Origin of the sequence: Crenobacter oryzisoli, assembly GCF_030385785.1 — a bacterium.
GTDB lineage: Bacteria > Pseudomonadota > Gammaproteobacteria > Burkholderiales > Chromobacteriaceae > Crenobacter_A > Crenobacter_A oryzisoli.
This window is the reverse complement of record NZ_JAUEDK010000032.1, coordinates 33,010-52,284: the sequence shown is the minus strand read 5'-3', so window position 1 is coordinate 52,284 and position 19,275 is coordinate 33,010. Positions and strand designations below refer to the sequence as shown.

Below are 19,275 nucleotides of genomic sequence, written 5' to 3'. Positions count from 1 at the left end.
CTGTTTTCGCTGCTGACCTCTAATAACCATGCGGGTTTCAGTGTCGATTTCGCCAAAACTCTTGTGGTGGCACGTTTTTGACCATAAAACCGTTATTTGACATGCACTATATGCCTGATAAAGTGACGGCATGTTTGTCAAAGTCACCAAGTCCGGCAGCCGCCGTTACGTTCAACTGGTCGAGTCTTACCGGGGGGAGGATGGGCGCGTCAAAAAACGCACCGTCGCCACCCTCGGACGGCTTGACCAGATTGGCTCGGAGCTCGAGTCCGTCATTTCCGGCTTACTGCGCCTGACCGGTCGTTCCATGCCTGACCATGTCGCACCGACCTTCGAATCGGCCCGTGCACTGGGTGACGTTTGGGCGTTGACCGAGCTTTGGGAAGAACTGGGCTTTGGTCAGCTGCGCAAAGCCTTCCGCCGTACCCGCCACAGCATCGACATAGAAGCCTTGGTTCGGGTGATGGTGCTTAATCGACTGTGCGACCCCGACTCCAAGCTCGGTGTGCTGCGCTGGCTGGAAACCGTCAGCCTGCCTGGCATCGTTGCCGAAGCCATCGAGCACCAGCACCTGCTGCGTGCGATGGATGCCTTGATCGTGCATCAAGACGCCGTCGACCAGGTCGTGTCTGCGTTGCTACGTCCGCTGCTCGATCAGGAACTGGCAGTGGTGTTCTATGACATGACCACCATCCGTGCCGAAGGCCTGTCGCAGCAGGATGGCGATGTGCGCAAATTCGGCATGGCCAAGGAAGGCGTGATCGCCCGCCAGTTCATGCTCGGCGTGGTGCAGACTGCCGACGGCATTCCGCTCTACCACGAAGTGTTCGATGGTAATACCGCCGAAGTCACGACGCTCAAGCCGACCATCGAGAAGGTGATCCAGCGTTTCCCGATCCGGCGTGTGATCGCCGTCGCCGACCGTGGGCTGCTGTCCACCGACAACCTGGCCGAATTGCAGGCGATCAGCCTGCCGAGCGGTCAGCCGCTCGAATTCATCCTGGCGGTGCCGGGGCGCCGCTACTCCGACTTCGTCGAGTTACTGACACCGTTTCAGCAGGCGGATTGCCTGAATGCAACCCAGGAAGTCACCGGTGAGCTTGAATGGGAAGGCTTGCGCCTGATCATCGCGCATAACCCGGAAACCGCCGCTGAGCAAGGCGCACAGCGCGACCGTCTGATCGCCGAGCTGGAGCGGAAGGCAGCCGAATGGACCGGCAAACTCGATGCGCAAGATGCCGGCAAACGTAGCCGAGGCCGTAAGCTATCGGATGGTGGCGCGCGGGCGCGTTTCTACCATGAGGTATGCGAAGCACACTTGGCGCGCATCGTCCGCGTCAATCTCAAGAGTGAGCTGTTCAGCTACGACATCGACGCACAGGCGCTGGCGCATGCACGGCTGATGGACGGCAAACTCCTGCTGGTGACCAATACCGCTGATCTGAAGCCCGACGAAGTCATCGAGCGCTATAAGTCACTCGCGGATATCGAACGCGGCTTCCGCGTGCTGAAGTCGGAAATCGAAATCGGACCGGTCTACCACCGGCTGCCGGACCGTATCCGTGCCCACGCCATGATCTGCTTCATGGCTTTGGTTCTGTATCGAGTAATGCGCCAGCGCCTTGCTGCCAGTGAAAGTAGCCTGTCGCCCGAACGGGCGCTATCACTGCTGCGTCGGATTCAACACCACCGCGTGACCTTGAACAACACTCAGCCAATCTCGGGGATCTCATCGATTAGCCAGGAACAAACCAGCATCCTGTCTGCTTTGCAGGTCAAGAAACCGACCGCCAGCAAGCAGTTGCCCCTTCTGTAGGGTAGCGTTTCAAAACTCACCCTATAAGAATCAATGGTTTGCGCGTTTAACTGTCGAACTCGGGGGGACATGGGTGGGCAGCGTATCGGCTACACCCGGGTCAGCACGGTAGACCAGAACACCAAGCGTCAACTTGATGGGCTAGCACTGGATCGAGTATTTGAGGATGGGGTAAGCGGTAAGGGAGCGAACCGTCCTGCCCTGAAGGACATGCTCGACTTCGCCTGCAATGGTGATGAAGCCCTTGTTCATTCCATGGATCGACTGGCTCGAAACCTCGCTGATCTCCGAAACATCGTTAAGCAACTCACCAACAATGGCGTGAAGGTTACTTTCGTCAAAGAGAGCCTGACGTTCACTGGAGAAGATTCACCGATGGCTAACCTCATGCTCAACATCATGGGGGCTGTTGCTGAGTTCGAGCGGCAATTGATGTTGGAGCGCCAGAAAGAAGGGATCGCCAAGATTCTGGCTGACTCAGATCAACGAGCGATGAAATACGCTGGTCGTAGGCCCAAGCTGAGTGCCTCTCGGATCGAGGAACTCAAGGAGAGGGTGCAGGCTGGCGGGAACAAATCCGAGATCGCCAAGGGGCTCAAGATCTCCCGCGCCTCGCTGTACGAGTATATCAAGTGACCCAAAAATTATTGCCGATGCGGTGAAAGGGGCCTTCAAACCGTTACCACAAGAAAAAGGACGCCCCCAGTGACCAACCCGACACACTCGGGTAGTGTCATTTACCACGTTTTAACAGTGATCTTATTAGAAAAAAAGAAATGGCTAACAAAGATTCCAAGCTCTACCTGAACGTTCCCTTTGCTGAAAAAGATAGTGCGAAGGCGCTTGGTGCTAGATGGTTCCCCGCGATGAAAAAGTGGTACGTCCCACATGAGCTGGACCTTAACCTGTTCATAAAATGGTGGCCAGACGATTTGCGGGCTGCTTACGAGGCTACGGCTGGCAAGGAAATGCCAAAGACCGAAAAACCAGAACGGAAGCCACGACAGCCACGACCACCTAGAGTGAAGCTGGACTACCCGCCATTGAAAAATGATCGGAGCACGCCTGAAATCGATCTACCTTGGGACTAGATTTCACACTTACTTGACCGTCTTCGCGGACTCCAGTTTTCTACGTCGTAGAACTTCACAAGTGAGGCGATTATGGCAATGGTCGGCATCGAGGACCGCTACGCCCCCAGTGATAGAAACCGAGCGCTGAGACTGCGACTGCCAGCATGTCCCAGCCGGCAGGGATAACCCCAAGCCCACCGAAGTCTGAACTGCCCAGCAACCGCCTGACTTTGGCAAACGTGGTCATGGTGATCACCTTAGGTTTCCCTGCTCGTTGAAGACGCTGGGATGGTTAGTCACCCTGGTCAGTTTTCAATGAGCGCCAACACGTCATATGGCCCCAAGTTGCAGCTTCGCTCCCACTGGGCCTTCTTGCCGTTGATCGTCACACGACTTCATCGAGGTGCCACTTGTCGCCCCGGCTCAGCGTCGTGTTGCAAATGTGTTTGGCGATCGCCAGGCCAAAGGTTACCGACCAGCGCCGCTCGGTTTCATACATCGCCTCGATGCCGCGTGCGGCCAGCCTTTACTCGACCATGCACAGGCTCAGGGAAAGCAGTAATACAGCCACACTGCGTAGCGGATCACCTCCGCTGGAAAACTGTAGCCCTTGTATGAGATCGGGCTGGCGGTTTCAGGCCAGCAGCAACGGGAAGTTTACTTCTTCATCCCTCATCTTGCCCCGCAACCCTGCTGCCAACGTGACAGTACCCCGGTGACAGATTCCGACTGGCGATGGCTGAGATGGCCTCTCGACATGTAGTTCTCAGGCCGACAACAATGAGCCCGTCTTGAACGCGGTGGCGGTCGCGACCTTAGCCACCCACATGCCGGCGCTGGCGTAATGACGATTCTCCAACGCATACACCACCCCGCCATATTGCGAAGCCAATACAGCGACCCGGTCGTTCAAGGGGTCAATCACCTCGGCCACAGGCTGGCCGGCCTCGACCCGGCTGCCGGGGGCAACCAAGAAGGCCACGACGCCGGGGTGTGGTGCGTAGAGGTTTTCCGAACCAGCCAGCGGTGTGGCGGGTTGCTTGAGCGCCGGCATCTCCGGCGCCGGCCGGTCGGTCACCAAGCCGCGATGGCGGAGAAAGTCGATGATCGCGGCCGCGTCCTGTTTTGCCTGCGAGTGCTTCACATCCCCCTGCCCGCGCAGCTCGACGGTGACGGCTAGGCAAGCCAATTCGATCGGCGCCTCCAATCTATCGTTGGCAGCCAATGCTTGTAGCTCCCACCACACCCGGCAGCAAGCCTCGTCGAACGGGTCGCCACCCGCCTCGGTAGACAGGAACTGGGCGGATGAGCCGAGGTAGCGAGCCAGAGGTTCGCACTGTCCCCACAGCGGCGTGCCGGTATACACGTGCAGGGCTGCATCGTAGTCGCAATGCAGATCAAGCACGATGTCGGCATCGACGGCCAATCGCATCAGATGCTGGCGCAGACTGTGCAGCTCGGTGCGCACCGGGGTCTGTTCGATGGCCGCGCGCAAGGCGTCGCGAATGATGCGGGTATTGTGCGCGCCGTCGCGGCCGAGCCGTGCCTTGACCCGCGGGTAGATGGTTTGTGCTAGTTGAGGGTAGTGACGGTTGAAGTTCTCGCCGGAGGCCAAGTCAAAGCGCCCCAATTGTTGGCCGAGCAGGGTCTGGTCGTTCCCGATCGGGTTGGCCTGCGGCACTAGGACAATTTCGCCGTGCAGGTGGCCGGCGGCCTCCAGCTGCGTGAAGGCGGCCTTCAGGTGCCAGGCGACCAGCATGCCGGGCAGTTCGTCGGCGTGCAGCGCGGCTTGGATATAGGCCTTCGGCCCGCTACCGGCTTGGCCGAAATGTAGGCTGGTCAGTTGGCGTCCCGCCCCGAGGCTGGGCGATAGCAAGGCGTGTTCGATTCGTTTCATGTTGGCAATCCGCTTGGGGCGCCCCAAAGGTCCACCCCGGGGCAAGCGCTAGTTAGGTAAAAGAGTCGGACGGGAGCGCGCGCCCGTCGGCGCTCGTCTCCCGCTCGGGGCATCAATGGCCGTAGACATCGAAGTCGAAGTATTTCGCCGCAATCTTCTGGTAGGTGCCGTCCTTCAACATCGCCGCAATCGCCCCATTGATGGCGGCTTTCAAGTCGGTATCTTCCTTGCGCAGCCCCACCGCCGTGCCGTAGCCCAGCGTTTTCTCGTCGTCGAGCCCGGCCCCGGCCAGGTTGTAGCCGCGTCCTGCCGGGGTCTTCAGGAAACCGTTCTTGGCGGTCACCGTGTCCTGCAGCGTGGCGTCCAAGCGCCCGCTCACCAGATCCTGGTAAACCTGGTCCTGGTTCTGGTAGGCCACCACGTTCACCCCTTTGGGCTCCCAGTAGGTCTTGGCGAACGCTTCCTGCGTGGAGCCTTGCTCGACGCCCACCCGCTTGCCCTTCAGCGAGGCGGCGGTCGGCTGCAGGCCGCTGCCGACTTTGGCCACCAGGTTGGTCGGCCCGTGGAACAGCTTGGCCGAGAAGTCGATTTCCTTCATGCGCTTCTCGGTCTTGGACATGGACGACAGCACACCATCGAACTTCCTGGCCTTCAACGCTGGGATCATGCCGTCAAAGGAACTCTCCACCCAGACACACTTGGCATTCATGCGCCGGCAGATCTCATTGCCCAGATCGATGTCAAAGCCCACCACCTTGCCATCCGCCGCCTTATATTCGAACGGCTGATAGGTGGGATCGACGCCGAAGCGCACTTGTTTCCAGTCCTTGGCGGCGGCCCCCATCGAGGTGGCCAACAGGGCGATCGACAGGACAGTTAGCGTTTTCTTCATCTCGTTTCTCCTAGTAGACAGTCGAACCCGTCGCGGGCCCAGGTTGGCCTGGGTAGCGCTTCGGGCGCGCCGGCGTGCAGTGCGGCTAAACAGGGTTGTACAAGCGCGGCGCGGTCCGATGCAAGAAGTCTGACACAAAAATTTTCACAATTGTTGTTTTTGATATATTTCAGACCAGTGGTCGATCGACCGCTTGCCGACAGCCGATCGCTGATATATAAATTTTCAGTTTTCGCCCATCTGAAACGACAAAATGTCGAAGAGTTCGCCGGCGCTGTACGAGTCGACCGTGATGCGCCACATCGCCCTGACCCGCCCCAACCTGGCCCCCGCGCTGAGCAAGGTGGCGGATTACCTGCTGCGCCACCCACTCAAATCGGCCACGCTTACCATCGAGGAACTGGCGGCCGAGACCAAGACCTCGCCAGCTGCGGTCAACCGTCTGGCGCGGGCACTAAACTACGGCGGCTATTCGGGGCTCAAAGCCGCCCTGCTGGAAACGCTGCACGAGTTGGTGTCGCCGGTCGACAAGCTGCGAGTCGAGCTGGAACAGCGGCCATCGGGCGTTTTCGGTTTGCAGGAACAGCTCAAGACAAGCGCCGCTAACCTGTCAGCCGCCGGCGATGTCAATCAAGAAGCGGTATTTGAGGGCACGGTAGCTACCCTGGCTGCTGCCAGGCGCATTTATGTGCTCGGGTTTGGCAACAGCGCCTATCTTGCCGGCCTAGCGGCGGCCAACCTGGTGCCGTTCTGCGCCGATGCGATTGCAATCAGCATGGAAGGCGGCAACGAGAACGCGGCCTACCGCCTGGCCGCCATCGGCGAAGCCGATGTACTGCTGGCCATCTCACTGCCGCGCTATTCGCTGGATACCGTGCGACTGGCACGCTTCGCCATGCAGCGCGGCGCCAAGGTGGTGGCCATTACCGATTCACCGGTTTCGCCGTTGTGTGAGATGGCCAACTTCGTACTGTATGCGCCGGTCGAACACCCTGTTCTGACCAGTTCCAACAGCGCCGCGCTGGCGATCATCGAAGGCCTGGTCGCTGCGGTGATGGCGCGTAACAAGGAAGCGGTGCGACTATCGGCCGAGCTGACTGAAAGCGTGTTGTCCTATCTGTATGTGTCCACGTCTGACAACCTTGGACCGAAAAAGCGCAAAGCTACCTGATCCTGAATTGAACGATCTGCCGGCAGGTTAGTTCTTGGCGCTGTTCGATCGGCAGATCGGCGCTGCGCTCGGCACACGTTGCATGGAGAGACGGTCAGGCGCTGGATGCCTGCTCGTATGCCGGTTACCGGCGCTGTTGCACAACTTCAATGAGGGACGAACGTCCCCTTTCCCCAGACGGATTTATGCCACGCGCACCGTCTTTGGCGTGCCGAGCGCGGTAAATCGGTTCAAGATGGCCGCCCGCACCTGCTGTTCGGCAACCTGACGATCGAAGTCCTTAGCCATCACACGCTCCCCGAGCCGTTTGAAGCAACCCATCTTGGTTTATATGGGCGCCTCCCGTTTGCCAAGAACGATTTGGGTGTGTTGGTAGACAGATAAGCTGCAGTTTTATATCCGGCGGGCGGGCACAGATCGTCACCGGCAGCCTCTTCTGACGTCGGCATAGCGTGCTGTAGTCCGGTACCGACCAATTGAGCCCAGCCAACTTGAACAGACTTTCGACAAAGCCCATTGCCTGCCGTAGGGCCAGCCCAAAGAGGCACTTGATCGTGAGCCAGAAGGGGATCGCTGCGTCGCTGAAAGCCTTGGGCCGTCCCGGTGTACCCGTCGCCGGTCCGTGCCACGCCAGATCCTTGTCTAGCCAAATCATCAGGGAACCTCGTCACTTCAAGGCAGCGTTGTAGATCTTCCAGTTCGTTGTGCGGTACTTGGCGGGTGGTGGCTTACTCATGCCACAAGCCTACCGGACTACAGCGCCCAGCGGATGAGTTGTGGAGTTTTGCAACAACGCCTCACCCTGGCCCGTTTTATGCAAGGCCACCTGGTTACGCCCACCTGCCTTTGCTTTGTACAAAGCAGCATCGGCGTTCTTTACCAGCATGTCTGCAACATCTTGCGATGCTTCGGCGCTGGCAACGCCAACACTAATGGTTATTACCAGATGCCCACTCGATAATGGGACGACTTGTTGTGCAACTTTCTCGCGAATTCTTTCGCCAACATGATATGCATTTTCGAGCGAGCATTGAGGAAGCAAAACGATGAACTCTTCACCGCCGAAGCGACCTAGCACATCAACTTCCCGCAGTTGAGAGCTGGCCGCATTTGCAACACTTTGAATGGCCAAATCACCCACTGCGTGTCCATAAGTGTCATTGGTACGCTTGAAATGATCAATGTCGAACATGATGACTGAGAAATCGGCACCATTTCGCTGCCAACGCCGATATTCTTCAGTGAGTCGCTCATTTACATAACGTCTGTTGAACAGCCCTGTCAGGGGGTCACGTACCGATGCCTCTCGCAATGCTTCGACAGCAGCTTCTTTTTCTCGCCATGCGATCGCAATATCAGTCACATCTGTGATAGTGACACATACAGCAACAACATGACCGTCTTCAATAAGCGGTACAAATGCGCAATCCTGCTGCATCCACTCCACACCACCCGTGATGGGACGGTCATGCTCGAAGCGAAATAGATAAGGGCGATGCTCCCAAGAAGTGAACGTGCTGTTTTTCAGCAGGAATACTGAATTGAATTTCTTCTTTAGCCATACTTGAGGAAGGCTTGGGAAGCAGTCGAAGAGATTCTGACCAATGACCTTTGAGCTAGCCAGACCACTTCGCTGCTGCATAAAGTCATTCCAAAGCAGCAATCGATAGTCACGGTCAACGGCAAATAGTCCAATACTCACGCGCTCCATCGCAAGCTCGCACAAGCGCGAAGTGATCGATTCGCTCACGGCTACCTCGTTTACAAATTCGCTAGAAATGCATCAAGTGCATTGCACAGCTTTTGAACAGAATCGGCAGTCATCAATGTGAGTAAGTGCGCCTTGAAGTCGCGCTCTGCGATGTGCAGATGCACTTCTATTAACAATGCGCGCTCCCAAGTCAGTTTCGCTGGCACCATGAGCAGGTCATCTAGCTTCAGTTGCATACCGATTAGACGCGGCGCTGAGAACGACGGGATGAGGCCGATCTGCTCAAACAAGCTAGTCAAGCATGCACCGGTAAGGAGATTTGAAACTTCGGCAAGCAGCTCACCAGTTTTGTTGACAGGAACACCTTGTCCGTCGCTGCTGCCATTCAGCGTCTCACCGTACAATGCCTCGTACAGGTAGTCGGCACCATTGTCATTCAAGAGGGTGATGGCTTCGCCGGAAATATTGCAACGGAATCCTTGCCGGAATGCTGTGATCGATTCGGAAAAGCCGAGCATGCTCCGCACAGCTTCAGACAAGCAATTGACGTCTACTAATCGAACGCGCGGCACTGAGAGGGAAACGAACGTATCAAGCAATTCAGCAAGCCTAGCCCCAGCCTGCCCCATACCAATGTTCGTAATTTCCTGCAGCGCATCACGCTGATCATCGCTGAACGGGAAATCATGCATAGAGGCCGTACTCCCGCAGAATAGGCACGAGCTTCTCGCGAGACACGGGTTTTTCTACAAAGGCGATGGCACCATTCGCCTTAACACGCGCTTTAGCTTCTTGCTGGACGTCTGCCGAGACAACGATGACGAAGGTATTCAACTCTTCACGACGCAACGTTTCAAGCACATCGAAGCCAGTGAGGCCTGGCATAGTGAGATCAAGGAACATCACAGACGCATGACCTGCACGATATGCGGCCAGAGCCTCTTCGCCACTCGAGGCTTGAGAAACCTCTACATCCCAATCTTCTGGTAGAGCTCGGATTAATACTTTTCGAGCAAGAGCTGAGTCGTCAACGACGAGGATTGGGAGGGCCATTTTGCGCGTTTTCTTATATATTTTAATTAAAACAGAAATAATGAACTTATCAAAATGCAATGTCAATCTTGCCGACATTATGGCGTTGCTGCATTACTTTGGCGCAGGCCAAGCTGCCACAACCTCAGGAGCTTCAGGTGGTGCTTCGTAAGGGTCGTCGATCCCGGTCAAGTTGGTAAGACGTCCATCTCGTGCCTTGCGGTACAAGCCTTTCGGGTCACGCGCCTCGCATGCCGCCAGCGGCTCAGGAAGCACGGGCGTGTGCCGCGTGACTGGGTTATCGACAAGCTCAGCAACTACGCCGCAGTAAACAGGGATCTGGGGCTGAATGTTGAGCACCGTCAGCACAAAGGATTGAACCGCCGGACGGAGAACGCGCACCCGCCAACGCGAGTGCGCAAGAAAGTGATGCGCCGTGTCAAATCAGCACGCCATCGACGACGATGCACGTTGGTCCATGATCAAGTCAGCAACCTGTTCATGCATGGCCGCTACGCTATAACATGAATGCGCAGCCCCAGCGCGAGGGGTGCCCCCGAGCCTTCGAGGCTTGGGAAAGGGTAAGTGGCGCCCCGATGCTGGGACGCCTCGCCACATGAGCCTGCTTTCCTCAAGCGCCGCATTTTTGTTCGGCCTCTCATCCTTGATTTGAGAATACCCCGCCAACGCCTAAGCGACATCGGGCAAGTGCATGATTAGTCCGATCGCAGTTGCGACAGAATCAGTCCTTGCCATTCGCCGCCCCAACAGCCCGCGGTCTATTCACTTTCGAACAAATCCTTGTACTGCCAGGGTTGGGAACGCAGATACTGGCTAGGTGCACGGACCTGGCCTCCCAGCTCGGCCGCAGCGTGCCAAGGCCAGCGAGGGTCGTAGAGCATCGTGCGCGCCAGGGCGACCATATCGGCGTCGCCGGTCGCGACAATCGCCTCGGCTTGTTCGTATCCCGTGATCAATCCCACTGCGACGACAGGCACTCCCACTGCATTCTTCACTGCGCGTGCCAGCGGTACCTGATAGCTCGGCCCGACAGGGATCGCTTGGTCAGGGTGCAGCCCGCCACTGGAAACGTGAATGACATCGCACCCTCGGACTTCCAGGGCTTGGGCGAAGGCCAAGGTCTGCTCCTCGTCCCAACCACCGGCAACCCAATCGGTGCCCGATACCCGGACGGATACCGGCCGATTTTCAGGAAAAGCGTCCCGAACGGCGTCGAACACCTCCAACGGAAAGCGCATACGGTTCTCCAACGAACCGCCATACTCATCGCTGCGTCTATTGGAGAGAGGAGACAGGAATTGGTGCAGCAGGTATCCATGGGCTGCATGAATCTGGATCGCGTCGATGCCAACACTGGCAGCGCGCACTGCGGACGCCGCGAAGGCATCCCTGATGCGCTTCAGGTCCTGACGATCCAGGGCATGGGGAGCAACCTGTCCCTCGCGAAACGGAATCGCCGATGGCGCGACCGTCTGCCAGCCCAGCGCGTCCTCTGGAGGGAGCTGCGCGCCGCCCTTCCATGGCACCTCCACCGAAGCCTTCCGGCCAGCGTGGCTGAGCTGAACGGCGATCGGCATATCCGACCAGCGCCGAATGCGCTCCAACGTCAAGCCCATCGCAGCCTCGGTCTGGTCACTCCACAACCCGACATCGGCATAACTGATGCGGCCTTCCGGAAGCACCGCAGTCGCTTCGATGGTCAACAAAGCGGCGCCGGATAGCGCAAGTTGGCCGAGATGGATCAGATGCCAGTCATTCATGCAGCCGTCTTCGGCAGAATACTGGCACATCGGTGCAATCACGATGCGATTGACCAGATTGAGATTTCCGATACGGATGGGCTCAAACAGAGCGGGGTGAGGCATTACAATATCTCCTTGTCGCAGTTAGACGCAAAACGCCCATCCCTTCGCGGCGTAGGGACCATCAGTGGATGGCGACGGGGTTGATGTTGACCTGCGTGGAGCTGCCGAACGCAACGATGCCCTGGTCGGCCAGCCACTTCGCGGCTTCCATCCCAATGCCGAACTCCACTCCCAGGAACTGCTTGTTGCCCTTGCCGATCAGCGGCACCTTCTGGACGCCGAGCTTTTTCACGCCGTCGACGGTGATGAAATCGGCAGCCTTGTTCCCGTTGTAGTAGACGTTGTCGATGCCGATGTGGCCGATGCTATTAAGCTGCGTGTCGATGCCGGTCCATGCGTTGACCAGTTCGTCGTTGAACGTGAACTTGGTCGGACCGATCCAATTCAGAGCGCGCGCAGGCTGCCTTCGAGTCGATAGAAGTCGTGCGACGGCGCGGTGAAGAACGAACGCGAAGTGCCAGTCGCGAAGTCGTCGATATGCACCACCGTCGCACGGTCAGCCTCCTGCCACGAAATCGCGTAGATCTCGCCGGCAACGTGCTGGCACGTGTAGGCGACTTCGCCCGTCGCGCCGGCGAACGCCCCTTCGGTGGTCTCGTAGCGTATGTGAAGGCCGTCGTCGGCATAGGCGTTGATCGCGGTGAGGCCGTCGTAGCTGACTTCGAACGTCTTGCCGGCAAACGGCGGAAGAGAGGTCGGTGCGTTCATGCTGGTGATCCCCTGAGAAAAGGGAAAACGGTAGCACCGTCACACCGCCTAGCTGATCACCTCCGGCGGGACTCGGTAACCGGCATACGGGAAGGCATCGGTGGCAGGTGCGTTGTGAAGGAGGGCGGCTCGCTTCATGCCCGAGATTGTCCCCGTGTTTCCGGCAACCGGCCAACAACGTGACAGTACCGTGACTATTTCAACGCCCTGTTAATCCTTGTTATCCGATTCGGGGTTGTCCAGGGCGGCCGAGATCCGGGCGACGGCTTGCTGTAGCGCCGGCACATAGCGCTGGATGGCGTCGCTCTGGCTAACCGCTCGGTTCAAATAGATGACGTTGAGGCTACCCAGCACTTTGCCGCCGTGTAGCACCGGCACTGCCACCGCACCGATTTTCTTCTGTTCTTGCCAGTCGCCTTGGTTAGTGCTGTAACCAGTGCTGCGGACCTGTTCGATCAGGTTCCTGATGAAGCCTTCGTCCTTAGCTAGGAGGGATTGGGCATCATCTTGGGAGCGAAGCAAGCTTAAGATGTCTTCACGCTCCTCTTCACCGCAGTAGGCAAAATACGCCCGCCCGGCGGCTGTTAGCAGGATCGGCAAGCGACGGCCGACCATGGAACGGTGAAAGGACAATGGGCTGAAACGGTGTGTGGTCTCTCGGATGATCATCGCATCACCATCCGGCATGGTGAGGTCGGATGGCCACACCACTTTTTGCAGCAGTTCACCCATCGCCGGTGCGGCGGCAGTGGCTACCCACTCGTCATCGGTGAATCCTTCGCTCAGCGAGCGTACTTGCAGTGTGAGCCGATAGCTGCCGTCGGATTCACTGCGGCGAACAAAACCCTCATCGATCAGTGTCTCCATTAAGCGGCGCACCGTGGTACGGTGCAGCCCGGTACTGCGGCTTAATGCCAGGTCGCTGGCTCGGCCGCTCTCGCTTGCATTCAGGGCCTGTAGCAGATGAAGCCCGCGCACCAATCCTCGGACCGTTTTGTACTCCGCTCCCCGTTCCTGCTCCATTTCAATCTCCATAAACTGTATTTACCAACCAATTGCACATGGCGAGATGTTGGTTTTTATTTTTGTGGCTCTATTAGGTAGGGCGTCCATAAAGTTGGCTCATAGACTCGATTGGACTGGCCTAGAGTCTTGGTAAGGCGAAGATTTATTTATCGTAAATTTCTATTAGTCAGTCACTTTTTCTGGCAGTGCCTCTTTCAATAGGCTTATGAAAACGTCAACTGCCTCTGACTGTTCGCCTTTACGCCACGCCATCAGCAAATCGAGTGTCGGGCCGCCATCGGCAAGAGGACGGCTACATACCGAACGGTTCATCAACTGCTGCACATAGGCCGGAAGCAAGCCAAAGCCCAAACCACCGCTGACCAGGTTCAGGTTCAGTAATACGTTGCTGGCATCCTGGACGGGATGCAGCGACACGCCATGATCGTGGCAGTAGCGGTCAACCACGTCGAACGCACTACCGGCAAAACGCGGGTCGGTGCGGATATAGGGTTCGTGTACCAGTTCTTCGATCGTAATGCGAGTCTTGGCTGCCAGAGGGTGGGAGGCGGGCAACACGACGACGATCGGTTCGGTCATCACTACCTGAGACGCCAGACCTGGATGTTCCAGTGGCGGACGCATGAAGGCCAGGTCTATCTCCCCTTCGAGCAGGGCTTCCTGCTGCTGAAGTGTCGGCAGGCTCTTGAGGTTGACGGTCAGGTTGGGAAAACGTAGGCGCAGCGATGGCAGGATGGCCGGAAAGATTTTCACTTCGGCGGCGGGTATGAAGCCAATCGTTATCGTATCGCGCCGTTGCTGCGCTACTCGGCGGGCCTGAGCAACGGCCCGTTCAGCCTGTGCCAGGGTCAGTCGGGCCTCTGTCAGAAACACCTTACCTGCCGCCGTCAACTCTACCTTGCGCTTGGTCCTTTCTAACAAAGGCGTGCCGATGTAGCTCTCCAGGTCACGTATTTGCTGACTCAGGGACGGCTGGGCTGTATGCAACCTTTCCGCTGCTCTCGTGAAGTTCAGTTCTTCCGCCACCATGACGAAATAGCGCAGATGTCTCAGCTCCATGATCGGCCAAGTAATAGAAAAAATGTATTAATAGCAACGAACAAACTATTTCACAACAGTTTCAAGCACATCGATCATACATGCCAAGAAAGCATCCTGTTCATTCCAAGTGTGCATGGAAGATGCACCACTTATGAGGAGAAACCCGATGAATGGCAAGATTGAGATAGACGCGCTGATCGATGCCCGTAACGGGCGGGTCACCCCCGAGATCTATTCCGACCCGGAGATCTACCAGCTCGAACTAGAGCGTATCTTCGGCCGCTGCTGGTTGTTTCTCGCGCATGAGAGCCAGATTCCCAAGGCCGGCGATTTCTTCAATACCTATATGGGCGAAGACCCGGTCGTGGTGGTCCGTCAGAAAGACGGCTCGGTCAAGGCCTTTCTCAATCAGTGTCGTCACCGCGGCATGAAGGTCTGCCATGCCGATTCCGGCAACACCCGTGCCTTCACCTGTCCTTATCACGGCTGGTCGTACAACACCGCAGGCGAGCTGATCGAGGTGCCGCTGGAAGAAAAGGCTTATCCGCAAGGTCTGTGCAAATCGAAATGGGGGCTCACCGAGGTCACTCGCGTCGCCCACTACAAGGGCCTGATCTTCGGCAACTGGGATGAAAGCGCCCCCTCGCTCGAGGAGTACCTGGGCGACATCGCCTGGTATCTGGACGGTGTACTCGACCGCCGCGAAGCCGGCACCGAGTTGGTCGGCGGCGTACAAAAGTGGGTGATCAACTGCAACTGGAAGTTCCCGGCCGAGCAATTCGCCAGCGACCAGTACCACGCGCTGTTCTCGCATGCCTCCGCCGTACAAGTGCTTCAGGCTAACCAGCAATCCGCCGGCGACAAGCCACTGGGCGCCGACCAGACCGCCAAGCCGGTGTGGGAAACTGCCAAGGGCGCGATTCAGTTCGGTCAGAACGGCCACGGCAGCGGCTTCTTCTTCACTGAGAAACCGGACGTCAACGTATGGGTCGACGGCGTGGTTGCCAAGTATTTCCGCGACACCTATCCGGAAGCGCTGGAACGCCTGGGGGAGGTTCGTGCCCTGCGCCTGGCCGGCCATAACACCATTTTCCCGACACTGTCCTGGCTCAACGGCACCGCCACATTGCGTGTGTGGCACCCGCGTGGCCCGGATCAGGTCGAGGTATGGGCCTTCTGCATCTGTGACAAGGACGCTCCGCAGGAAGTGAAGGATGCGTTCGAGCGTAGCGCCAGTCGCGCTTTCGGTCTGGCCGGTTTCCTCGAACAGGACGATTCGGAAAACTGGGTAGAGATCCAGAAGATCCTGCGCGGCAGCAAGGCACGCGCCAACCCGTTGTGTATGGAAATGGGTCTAGGCAACGAAGAAATCCGTGAAGACGGCATCCCGGGCATTACCAACTACATCTTCTCCGAAACCGCGGCACGCGGCTTGTACCGGCGCTGGGCCGACCTCCTGATCTCTGAGACATGGCAGGAAGTCGATGAACGGACCCAAGCCTATCAACAGGAGATCTTGAAATGAATGCACCGACGAGCACCCGGCACACCCAGATGGTAGCGCGCGAGTTGCGCGATGAGATCGAACACTTCCTGCTCATCGAAGCCGAACTGCTGGACGACTGGAAATTCCGTGACTGGCTCGGCCTACTGAGCGATGACGTCGAATACCTGATGCGCACCACCACCAACGCACAGACGCGTGACCGCCGCAAGAGCGTGGCGCCGCCAACTACCTGGATCTTCAACGATGGCAAGTTCCACCTCGAACGCCGCGTCGCCCGCCTGGAGACCGGCATGGCCTGGGCCGAGGAGCCGCCGTCGCGCACCCGTCACCTGATCACCAACCTGCGCGTACGCCCGACCGACACCGAAGGCGAATACGAAGTGCGCCTCAACTACCTGCTGTACCGCGCACAGAAGGAGCGCGACGAAACGTTCTACGCCGGCATGCGCCTCGACCGTGTACGCAAGGCCGACAGCCCGCTCGGCTGGGTGCTGTGCCGCCGCGAGACCACACTCGACCAGGTGGTGGTCAACTCGCACAACTTGAGCGTGTTCTTCTGAAGTCGTGGAGTGGGATATGAAACGCATTTTTGTCTGCAAGACCGGCGAATTGGCCTCCGGCGAGGCGCGCAAGGTCGAGGTTAACCCAGCGGTGGCCGTGTTCAACGTCGACGGTGTCTTCTACGCCGTGGCTGACCGTTGCTCGCATGGCAACGCCTCGATGTCGGAAGGCTATGTCGAGGATGACGCCACGGTGGAGTGCCCACTTCACGCTGCGCGCTTCTGCCTCAAGACCGGCGCCGCCCAGTGCCTGCCGGCCACCGAGCCACTGCGCACTTTCCCGGTCGCCGTGGCCGGCGATGAACTGTATGTCGAAATTTCCGAAGAGGTAGCAGCATGAGTTGGTTACAAGGTGAAGTGGCCCTAATTACTGGTGGCGGTTCGGGCCTGGGTCTGGCACTGGTCGAGCGCTTTCTGGAAGAAGGCGCCCACGTTGGCGTACTACAGCGCTCGCCGGCCAAGGTGGACATGCTGCGCGCCCGCTTTGGCAAGGACATTGTCGTGGTACAGGGCGATGTCTCGAACTACGAAGACAACCAGTGTGCAGTGGAAGAAACTGTCGCCCGCTTCGGCAAGCTCGATTGCTTCATCGGCAATGCTGCGGTGTGGGACCACGCTGCCAGCTTGATGGACCTGAGCGGGGAGCAGCTCGAGCAGGGCTTCGACGAGCTGTTTGCCATTAACGTAAAAGGCTATCTGCTTGGCGCTAAGGCCGCAGCCAAGGAGCTGATCGCCACGCAAGGCAGCATGATCTTCAGCCTGTCGAATGCGTCCTGGTACCCGGGGGGCGGAGGGCCGCTCTACACCGCCAGCAAGCATGCGGCAGTTGGGCTGATCCGCGAGCTGGCATACGAGCTGGCGCCCAAGGTGCGTGTCAACGGTGTCGGCCCCTGCGGTATGGCGAGCGACTTGCGCGGGCCAGCCTCTCTGGGGCAGCAGGATCTGCGCATCATGGATTCGCGCACACCAGAGGCGATTGCGAGCATCCTGCCGCTGCAGTTCTTCCCATCGCCCGCCGACTTCACCGGTCCCTTTGTGCTGCTCGCCTCGCGCGCCAACAACCGCACATTGAGCGGCGTGATGATTAATGCTGACGCCGGCCTGGGCATCCGTGGCATTCGTCACGCGGCCGGTGGAATGTCTTTGTAAGCGTACCGCCCTGCCTTCCCTGAGCAGGGGGTGGGGCACCAGCCTTTGCTGGCGTAGTAAGGAGCACCCATTATGACTCGTCCGTACAGCGCAGATGCGTCCGAAGTTTTTGTGATTATCGGTGCCGGTCAAACCGGCGCCACTGCCGCCGCCGAGATGCGTCAACAGGGTTTCAGCGGCCGCATCATTCTCATTGGCGAGGAGCCGCACCTGCCGTACGAGCGTCCGCCACTCTCCAAGGACGTCTTGCTGCAGCCTGCAAACACACGTTGCCAGATTTATCCAGATACCTTTTATAGCGACAACGCGATTGAGTTACGTCTGGGGCATCGCGTCACCGACCTGAATCTGACGCTGCGGCAAGTGGTGCTGGCCAACGGTGAAGTTACTCCCTTCGACAAACTACTGTTAGCTACCGGTTCGCGTGTGCGTCGTTATCCGTTGCTGGACCGGCTGGAGCGGGATGTTTACACCCTGCGCACGCTTGATGATGCCGAAGCACTGAAACCGGTGTTGCAGCCAGGCAAACGCATCCTGATCGTTGGCGGCGGTGTGATTGGATTAGAGCTTGCCTCCAGTGCCGTTGATCTTGGCGCCCAGGTGCAAGTGATCGAACAGGCGCCACGCCTGATGGGGCGAGGCGCGCCGCTGGTGGTTGCCGATTATCTGCAGGAGTCTCATCGGCAACGCGGCGTGCACTTTCATCTTGGTGCGGGGCTGATCTCTGCCGAGCGCGGCGACGGTGAGATCGTGCTGACGCTGGATAACGGTATGTGCCTGAGCGGCGACGCAGTGATCTACGGCATTGGGGTCGAGTTGAATACCGAATTGGCTAGTGCGGCCGGGCTCGCGGTGGATAAGGGCGTTCTGATTAACGAGCACTGCCGAACTTCCCACCCTTCCATCTATGCCGCGGGTGACGTGGCGAGCCAGTGGAATCCAGCGCTTGAACAGTATGTCAGGCTGGAAACCTGGGAAAACGCCAAGAACCAGGCCATCGCAGCTGCTCAGTCCATGGTCTCCGGTGTGGCGCGCAGTTTCGAGGTGCCCTGGTTCTGGAGCGATCAGTGCGGGATGAACATCCAGTTGGCCGGATCCAGTGTCGCCCAGGAGTGGCTGGTGCGCGGCCAACTCAGCGACTCGCGCTTTACATTGATTGGCATGACCGATGGCCGGGTGGTGGGCGCCGTCACTGTCAACAATGGGCGGGACATGCGTAGCGTCAAGACCTTGATAGCCAGTCAGGCCTCGCCTGACCGAGCGCTCTTGTTAGACAGCACAAAGGATCTACGCAGACTGGTGTGCTGACCCGCACGCCCTCTCAATTATCCAAGTGAGTTCTCCTCCTTTTGCCCTCCGTTACCTGGAGGGCGCTTTTTATGGCTAGACCTCCTTCTACAACAGTTCGCCCATCGCTGGTGCGGCGGCGGTCGCCGCCCATTCGTCGCCAGTAAAGCCCTCGCTGAGTGAGCGCATCTTACTAAGGTTTTCACTAGTAATGTCACTTCTAGTGTTTTGTAACATGCTGATTTTGTACACGTTGTAAAGCTGGTCAAAATGACGCTACAAGCTGAAAGGTTAGTAAGTCAGGCGGTACGTCCCTCCGATTCACTGCGCCGCATGAAGTCCTCGTTGGCGTTGAGTGCCTGCAAAAAATGCGGGCTGCATGCACTAGGCCTCACACTGTTTCATGTCCATACGAAAATCTGAAACTCCCTTTATTTTCAGCATTTTGCACTAAGTGCACAGTTGGGTTTTATTTTTGCCGCTTGCTAGTGGTGCTTCATAAACTGGGCGAAAACGGCA

General features: G+C 58.1%; 21 protein-coding genes and 2 pseudogenes. 10 read left to right on the top strand and 13 right to left on the bottom strand.

The window, feature by feature from the left end:
• Window positions 1-130 precede the first annotated feature (130 nt).
• From QU481_RS16240 to QU481_RS16230, 3 genes are all read left to right on the top strand, one after another.
• The gene (locus QU481_RS16240) at window positions 131-1,816 is read left to right on the top strand and encodes an IS1634 family transposase (protein ID WP_289831079.1); all 1,686 of its coding nucleotides are present in this window, start codon (window positions 131-133) and stop codon (window positions 1,814-1,816) included.
• 69 nt (window positions 1,817-1,885) lie between these two features.
• On the top strand, window positions 1,886-2,452 hold the full coding sequence (locus QU481_RS16235; RefSeq protein WP_289831078.1) for a recombinase family protein: 567 nt from the start codon (window positions 1,886-1,888) through the stop codon (window positions 2,450-2,452).
• A gap of 140 nt (window positions 2,453-2,592) precedes the next feature.
• Window positions 2,593-2,907, top strand: coding sequence for a DUF5710 domain-containing protein (locus QU481_RS16230; RefSeq protein WP_289831077.1), 315 nt, complete (start codon window positions 2,593-2,595; stop codon window positions 2,905-2,907).
• Window positions 2,908-3,655: 748 nt separating this feature from the next.
• On the opposite strand, the gene QU481_RS16225 is transcribed toward QU481_RS16230, so the two are convergent.
• A complete protein-coding gene (locus tag QU481_RS16225; protein ID WP_289831076.1) occupies window positions 3,656-4,786 on the bottom strand; it encodes a succinylglutamate desuccinylase/aspartoacylase domain-containing protein in 1,131 nt (376 codons plus the stop codon).
• A 112-nt stretch (window positions 4,787-4,898) separates the two neighbouring features.
• Window positions 4,899-5,678 (bottom strand): ABC transporter substrate-binding protein, encoded by a 780-nt coding sequence (locus QU481_RS16220; RefSeq protein ID WP_289831075.1) that lies wholly within the window; start codon window positions 5,676-5,678, stop codon window positions 4,899-4,901.
• A 253-nt stretch (window positions 5,679-5,931) separates the two neighbouring features.
• On the opposite strand from QU481_RS16220, the gene QU481_RS16215 reads away from it, so the two are divergent.
• Window positions 5,932-6,849, top strand: a complete 918-nt coding sequence (locus QU481_RS16215) for a MurR/RpiR family transcriptional regulator (protein ID WP_289831074.1) — start codon at window positions 5,932-5,934, stop codon at window positions 6,847-6,849.
• 183 nt (window positions 6,850-7,032) lie between these two features.
• On the opposite strand, the pseudogene QU481_RS24000 reads toward QU481_RS16215, so the two are convergent.
• The 6 genes and pseudogenes from QU481_RS24000 to QU481_RS16190 all read right to left on the bottom strand — a co-directional run.
• A pseudogene (locus QU481_RS24000) lies at window positions 7,033-7,176 on the bottom strand (IS5/IS1182 family transposase); the annotation flags it as partial.
• Between the two features lie 52 nt (window positions 7,177-7,228).
• A pseudogene (locus tag QU481_RS23995) lies at window positions 7,229-7,585 on the bottom strand (transposase); the annotation flags it as partial.
• A gap of 9 nt (window positions 7,586-7,594) precedes the next feature.
• Window positions 7,595-8,599 carry a diguanylate cyclase gene (locus QU481_RS16205; protein WP_289831073.1) on the bottom strand — a complete coding sequence of 335 codons (1,005 nt, stop codon included), beginning with the start codon at window positions 8,597-8,599 and terminating at the stop codon, window positions 7,595-7,597.
• An 11-nt stretch (window positions 8,600-8,610) separates the two neighbouring features.
• Window positions 8,611-9,252 (bottom strand): chemotaxis protein CheC, encoded by a 642-nt coding sequence (locus QU481_RS16200; protein WP_289831072.1) that lies wholly within the window; start codon window positions 9,250-9,252, stop codon window positions 8,611-8,613.
• Window positions 9,245-9,691 carry a response regulator gene (locus QU481_RS16195; protein ID WP_289831071.1) on the bottom strand — a complete coding sequence of 149 codons (447 nt, stop codon included), beginning with the start codon at window positions 9,689-9,691 and terminating at the stop codon, window positions 9,245-9,247. The genes QU481_RS16200 and QU481_RS16195 overlap by 8 nt, the downstream gene beginning before the upstream one ends.
• Window positions 9,692-9,706: 15 nt before the next feature.
• Window positions 9,707-9,868: an adenylyl-sulfate kinase gene (locus QU481_RS16190; RefSeq protein WP_289831080.1), complete on the bottom strand. Its 162-nt coding sequence runs from the start codon at window positions 9,866-9,868 to the stop codon at window positions 9,707-9,709.
• A 6-nt stretch (window positions 9,869-9,874) separates the two neighbouring features.
• Here QU481_RS16190 and QU481_RS23900 point away from each other — a divergent pair, with 6 nt between their 5' ends.
• The gene (locus QU481_RS23900) at window positions 9,875-10,120 is read left to right on the top strand and encodes a DDE-type integrase/transposase/recombinase (RefSeq protein ID WP_353962190.1); all 246 of its coding nucleotides are present in this window, start codon (window positions 9,875-9,877) and stop codon (window positions 10,118-10,120) included.
• Window positions 10,121-10,371: 251 nt separating this feature from the next.
• On the opposite strand, the gene QU481_RS16185 is transcribed toward QU481_RS23900, so the two are convergent.
• The 5 genes from QU481_RS16185 to hcaR all read right to left on the bottom strand — a co-directional run bounded on the left by QU481_RS16185 (window position 10,372) and on the right by hcaR (window position 14,271).
• Complete coding sequence (locus QU481_RS16185) at window positions 10,372-11,478, bottom strand: NADH:flavin oxidoreductase/NADH oxidase (RefSeq protein WP_289831070.1); 1,107 nt, start codon at window positions 11,476-11,478, stop codon at window positions 10,372-10,374.
• Between the two features lie 61 nt (window positions 11,479-11,539).
• Complete coding sequence (locus tag QU481_RS16180; protein WP_289831069.1) at window positions 11,540-11,710, bottom strand: hypothetical protein; 171 nt, start codon at window positions 11,708-11,710, stop codon at window positions 11,540-11,542.
• A gap of 152 nt (window positions 11,711-11,862) precedes the next feature.
• The gene (locus QU481_RS16175; RefSeq protein WP_289831068.1) at window positions 11,863-12,186 is read right to left on the bottom strand and encodes a MoaF-related domain-containing protein; all 324 of its coding nucleotides are present in this window, start codon (window positions 12,184-12,186) and stop codon (window positions 11,863-11,865) included.
• Between the two features lie 210 nt (window positions 12,187-12,396).
• Complete coding sequence (locus tag QU481_RS16170; protein ID WP_289831067.1) at window positions 12,397-13,209, bottom strand: DNA-binding transcriptional regulator; 813 nt, start codon at window positions 13,207-13,209, stop codon at window positions 12,397-12,399.
• 165 nt (window positions 13,210-13,374) lie between these two features.
• Window positions 13,375-14,271, bottom strand: a complete 897-nt coding sequence (gene hcaR, locus QU481_RS16165; RefSeq protein WP_289831066.1) for a DNA-binding transcriptional regulator HcaR — start codon at window positions 14,269-14,271, stop codon at window positions 13,375-13,377.
• A 148-nt stretch (window positions 14,272-14,419) separates the two neighbouring features.
• On the opposite strand from hcaR, the gene hcaE reads away from it, so the two are divergent.
• The 5 genes from hcaE (at window position 14,420) to hcaD (ending at window position 18,777) form a co-directional block, all read left to right on the top strand.
• Complete coding sequence (gene hcaE / locus QU481_RS16160) at window positions 14,420-15,778, top strand: 3-phenylpropionate/cinnamic acid dioxygenase subunit alpha (RefSeq protein WP_289831065.1); 1,359 nt, start codon at window positions 14,420-14,422, stop codon at window positions 15,776-15,778.
• Entirely contained in the window at window positions 15,775-16,320 is a 546-nt protein-coding gene (gene hcaF, locus QU481_RS16155; protein ID WP_289831064.1) for a 3-phenylpropionate/cinnamic acid dioxygenase subunit beta, read from the top strand. Before hcaE ends, hcaF begins: the two co-directional genes overlap by 4 nt.
• 16 nt (window positions 16,321-16,336) lie before the next feature.
• The gene (gene hcaC, locus QU481_RS16150) at window positions 16,337-16,660 is read left to right on the top strand and encodes a 3-phenylpropionate/cinnamic acid dioxygenase ferredoxin subunit (RefSeq protein WP_289831063.1); all 324 of its coding nucleotides are present in this window, start codon (window positions 16,337-16,339) and stop codon (window positions 16,658-16,660) included.
• Window positions 16,657-17,469 carry a 3-phenylpropionate-dihydrodiol/cinnamic acid-dihydrodiol dehydrogenase gene (gene hcaB, locus QU481_RS16145; RefSeq protein WP_289831062.1) on the top strand — a complete coding sequence of 271 codons (813 nt, stop codon included), beginning with the start codon at window positions 16,657-16,659 and terminating at the stop codon, window positions 17,467-17,469. Before hcaC ends, hcaB begins: the two co-directional genes overlap by 4 nt.
• Before the next feature lie 72 nt (window positions 17,470-17,541).
• On the top strand, window positions 17,542-18,777 hold the full coding sequence (gene hcaD, locus QU481_RS16140) for a 3-phenylpropionate/cinnamic acid dioxygenase ferredoxin--NAD(+) reductase subunit (RefSeq protein WP_289831061.1): 1,236 nt from the start codon (window positions 17,542-17,544) through the stop codon (window positions 18,775-18,777).
• Window positions 18,778-19,275: the final 498 nt, after the last annotated feature.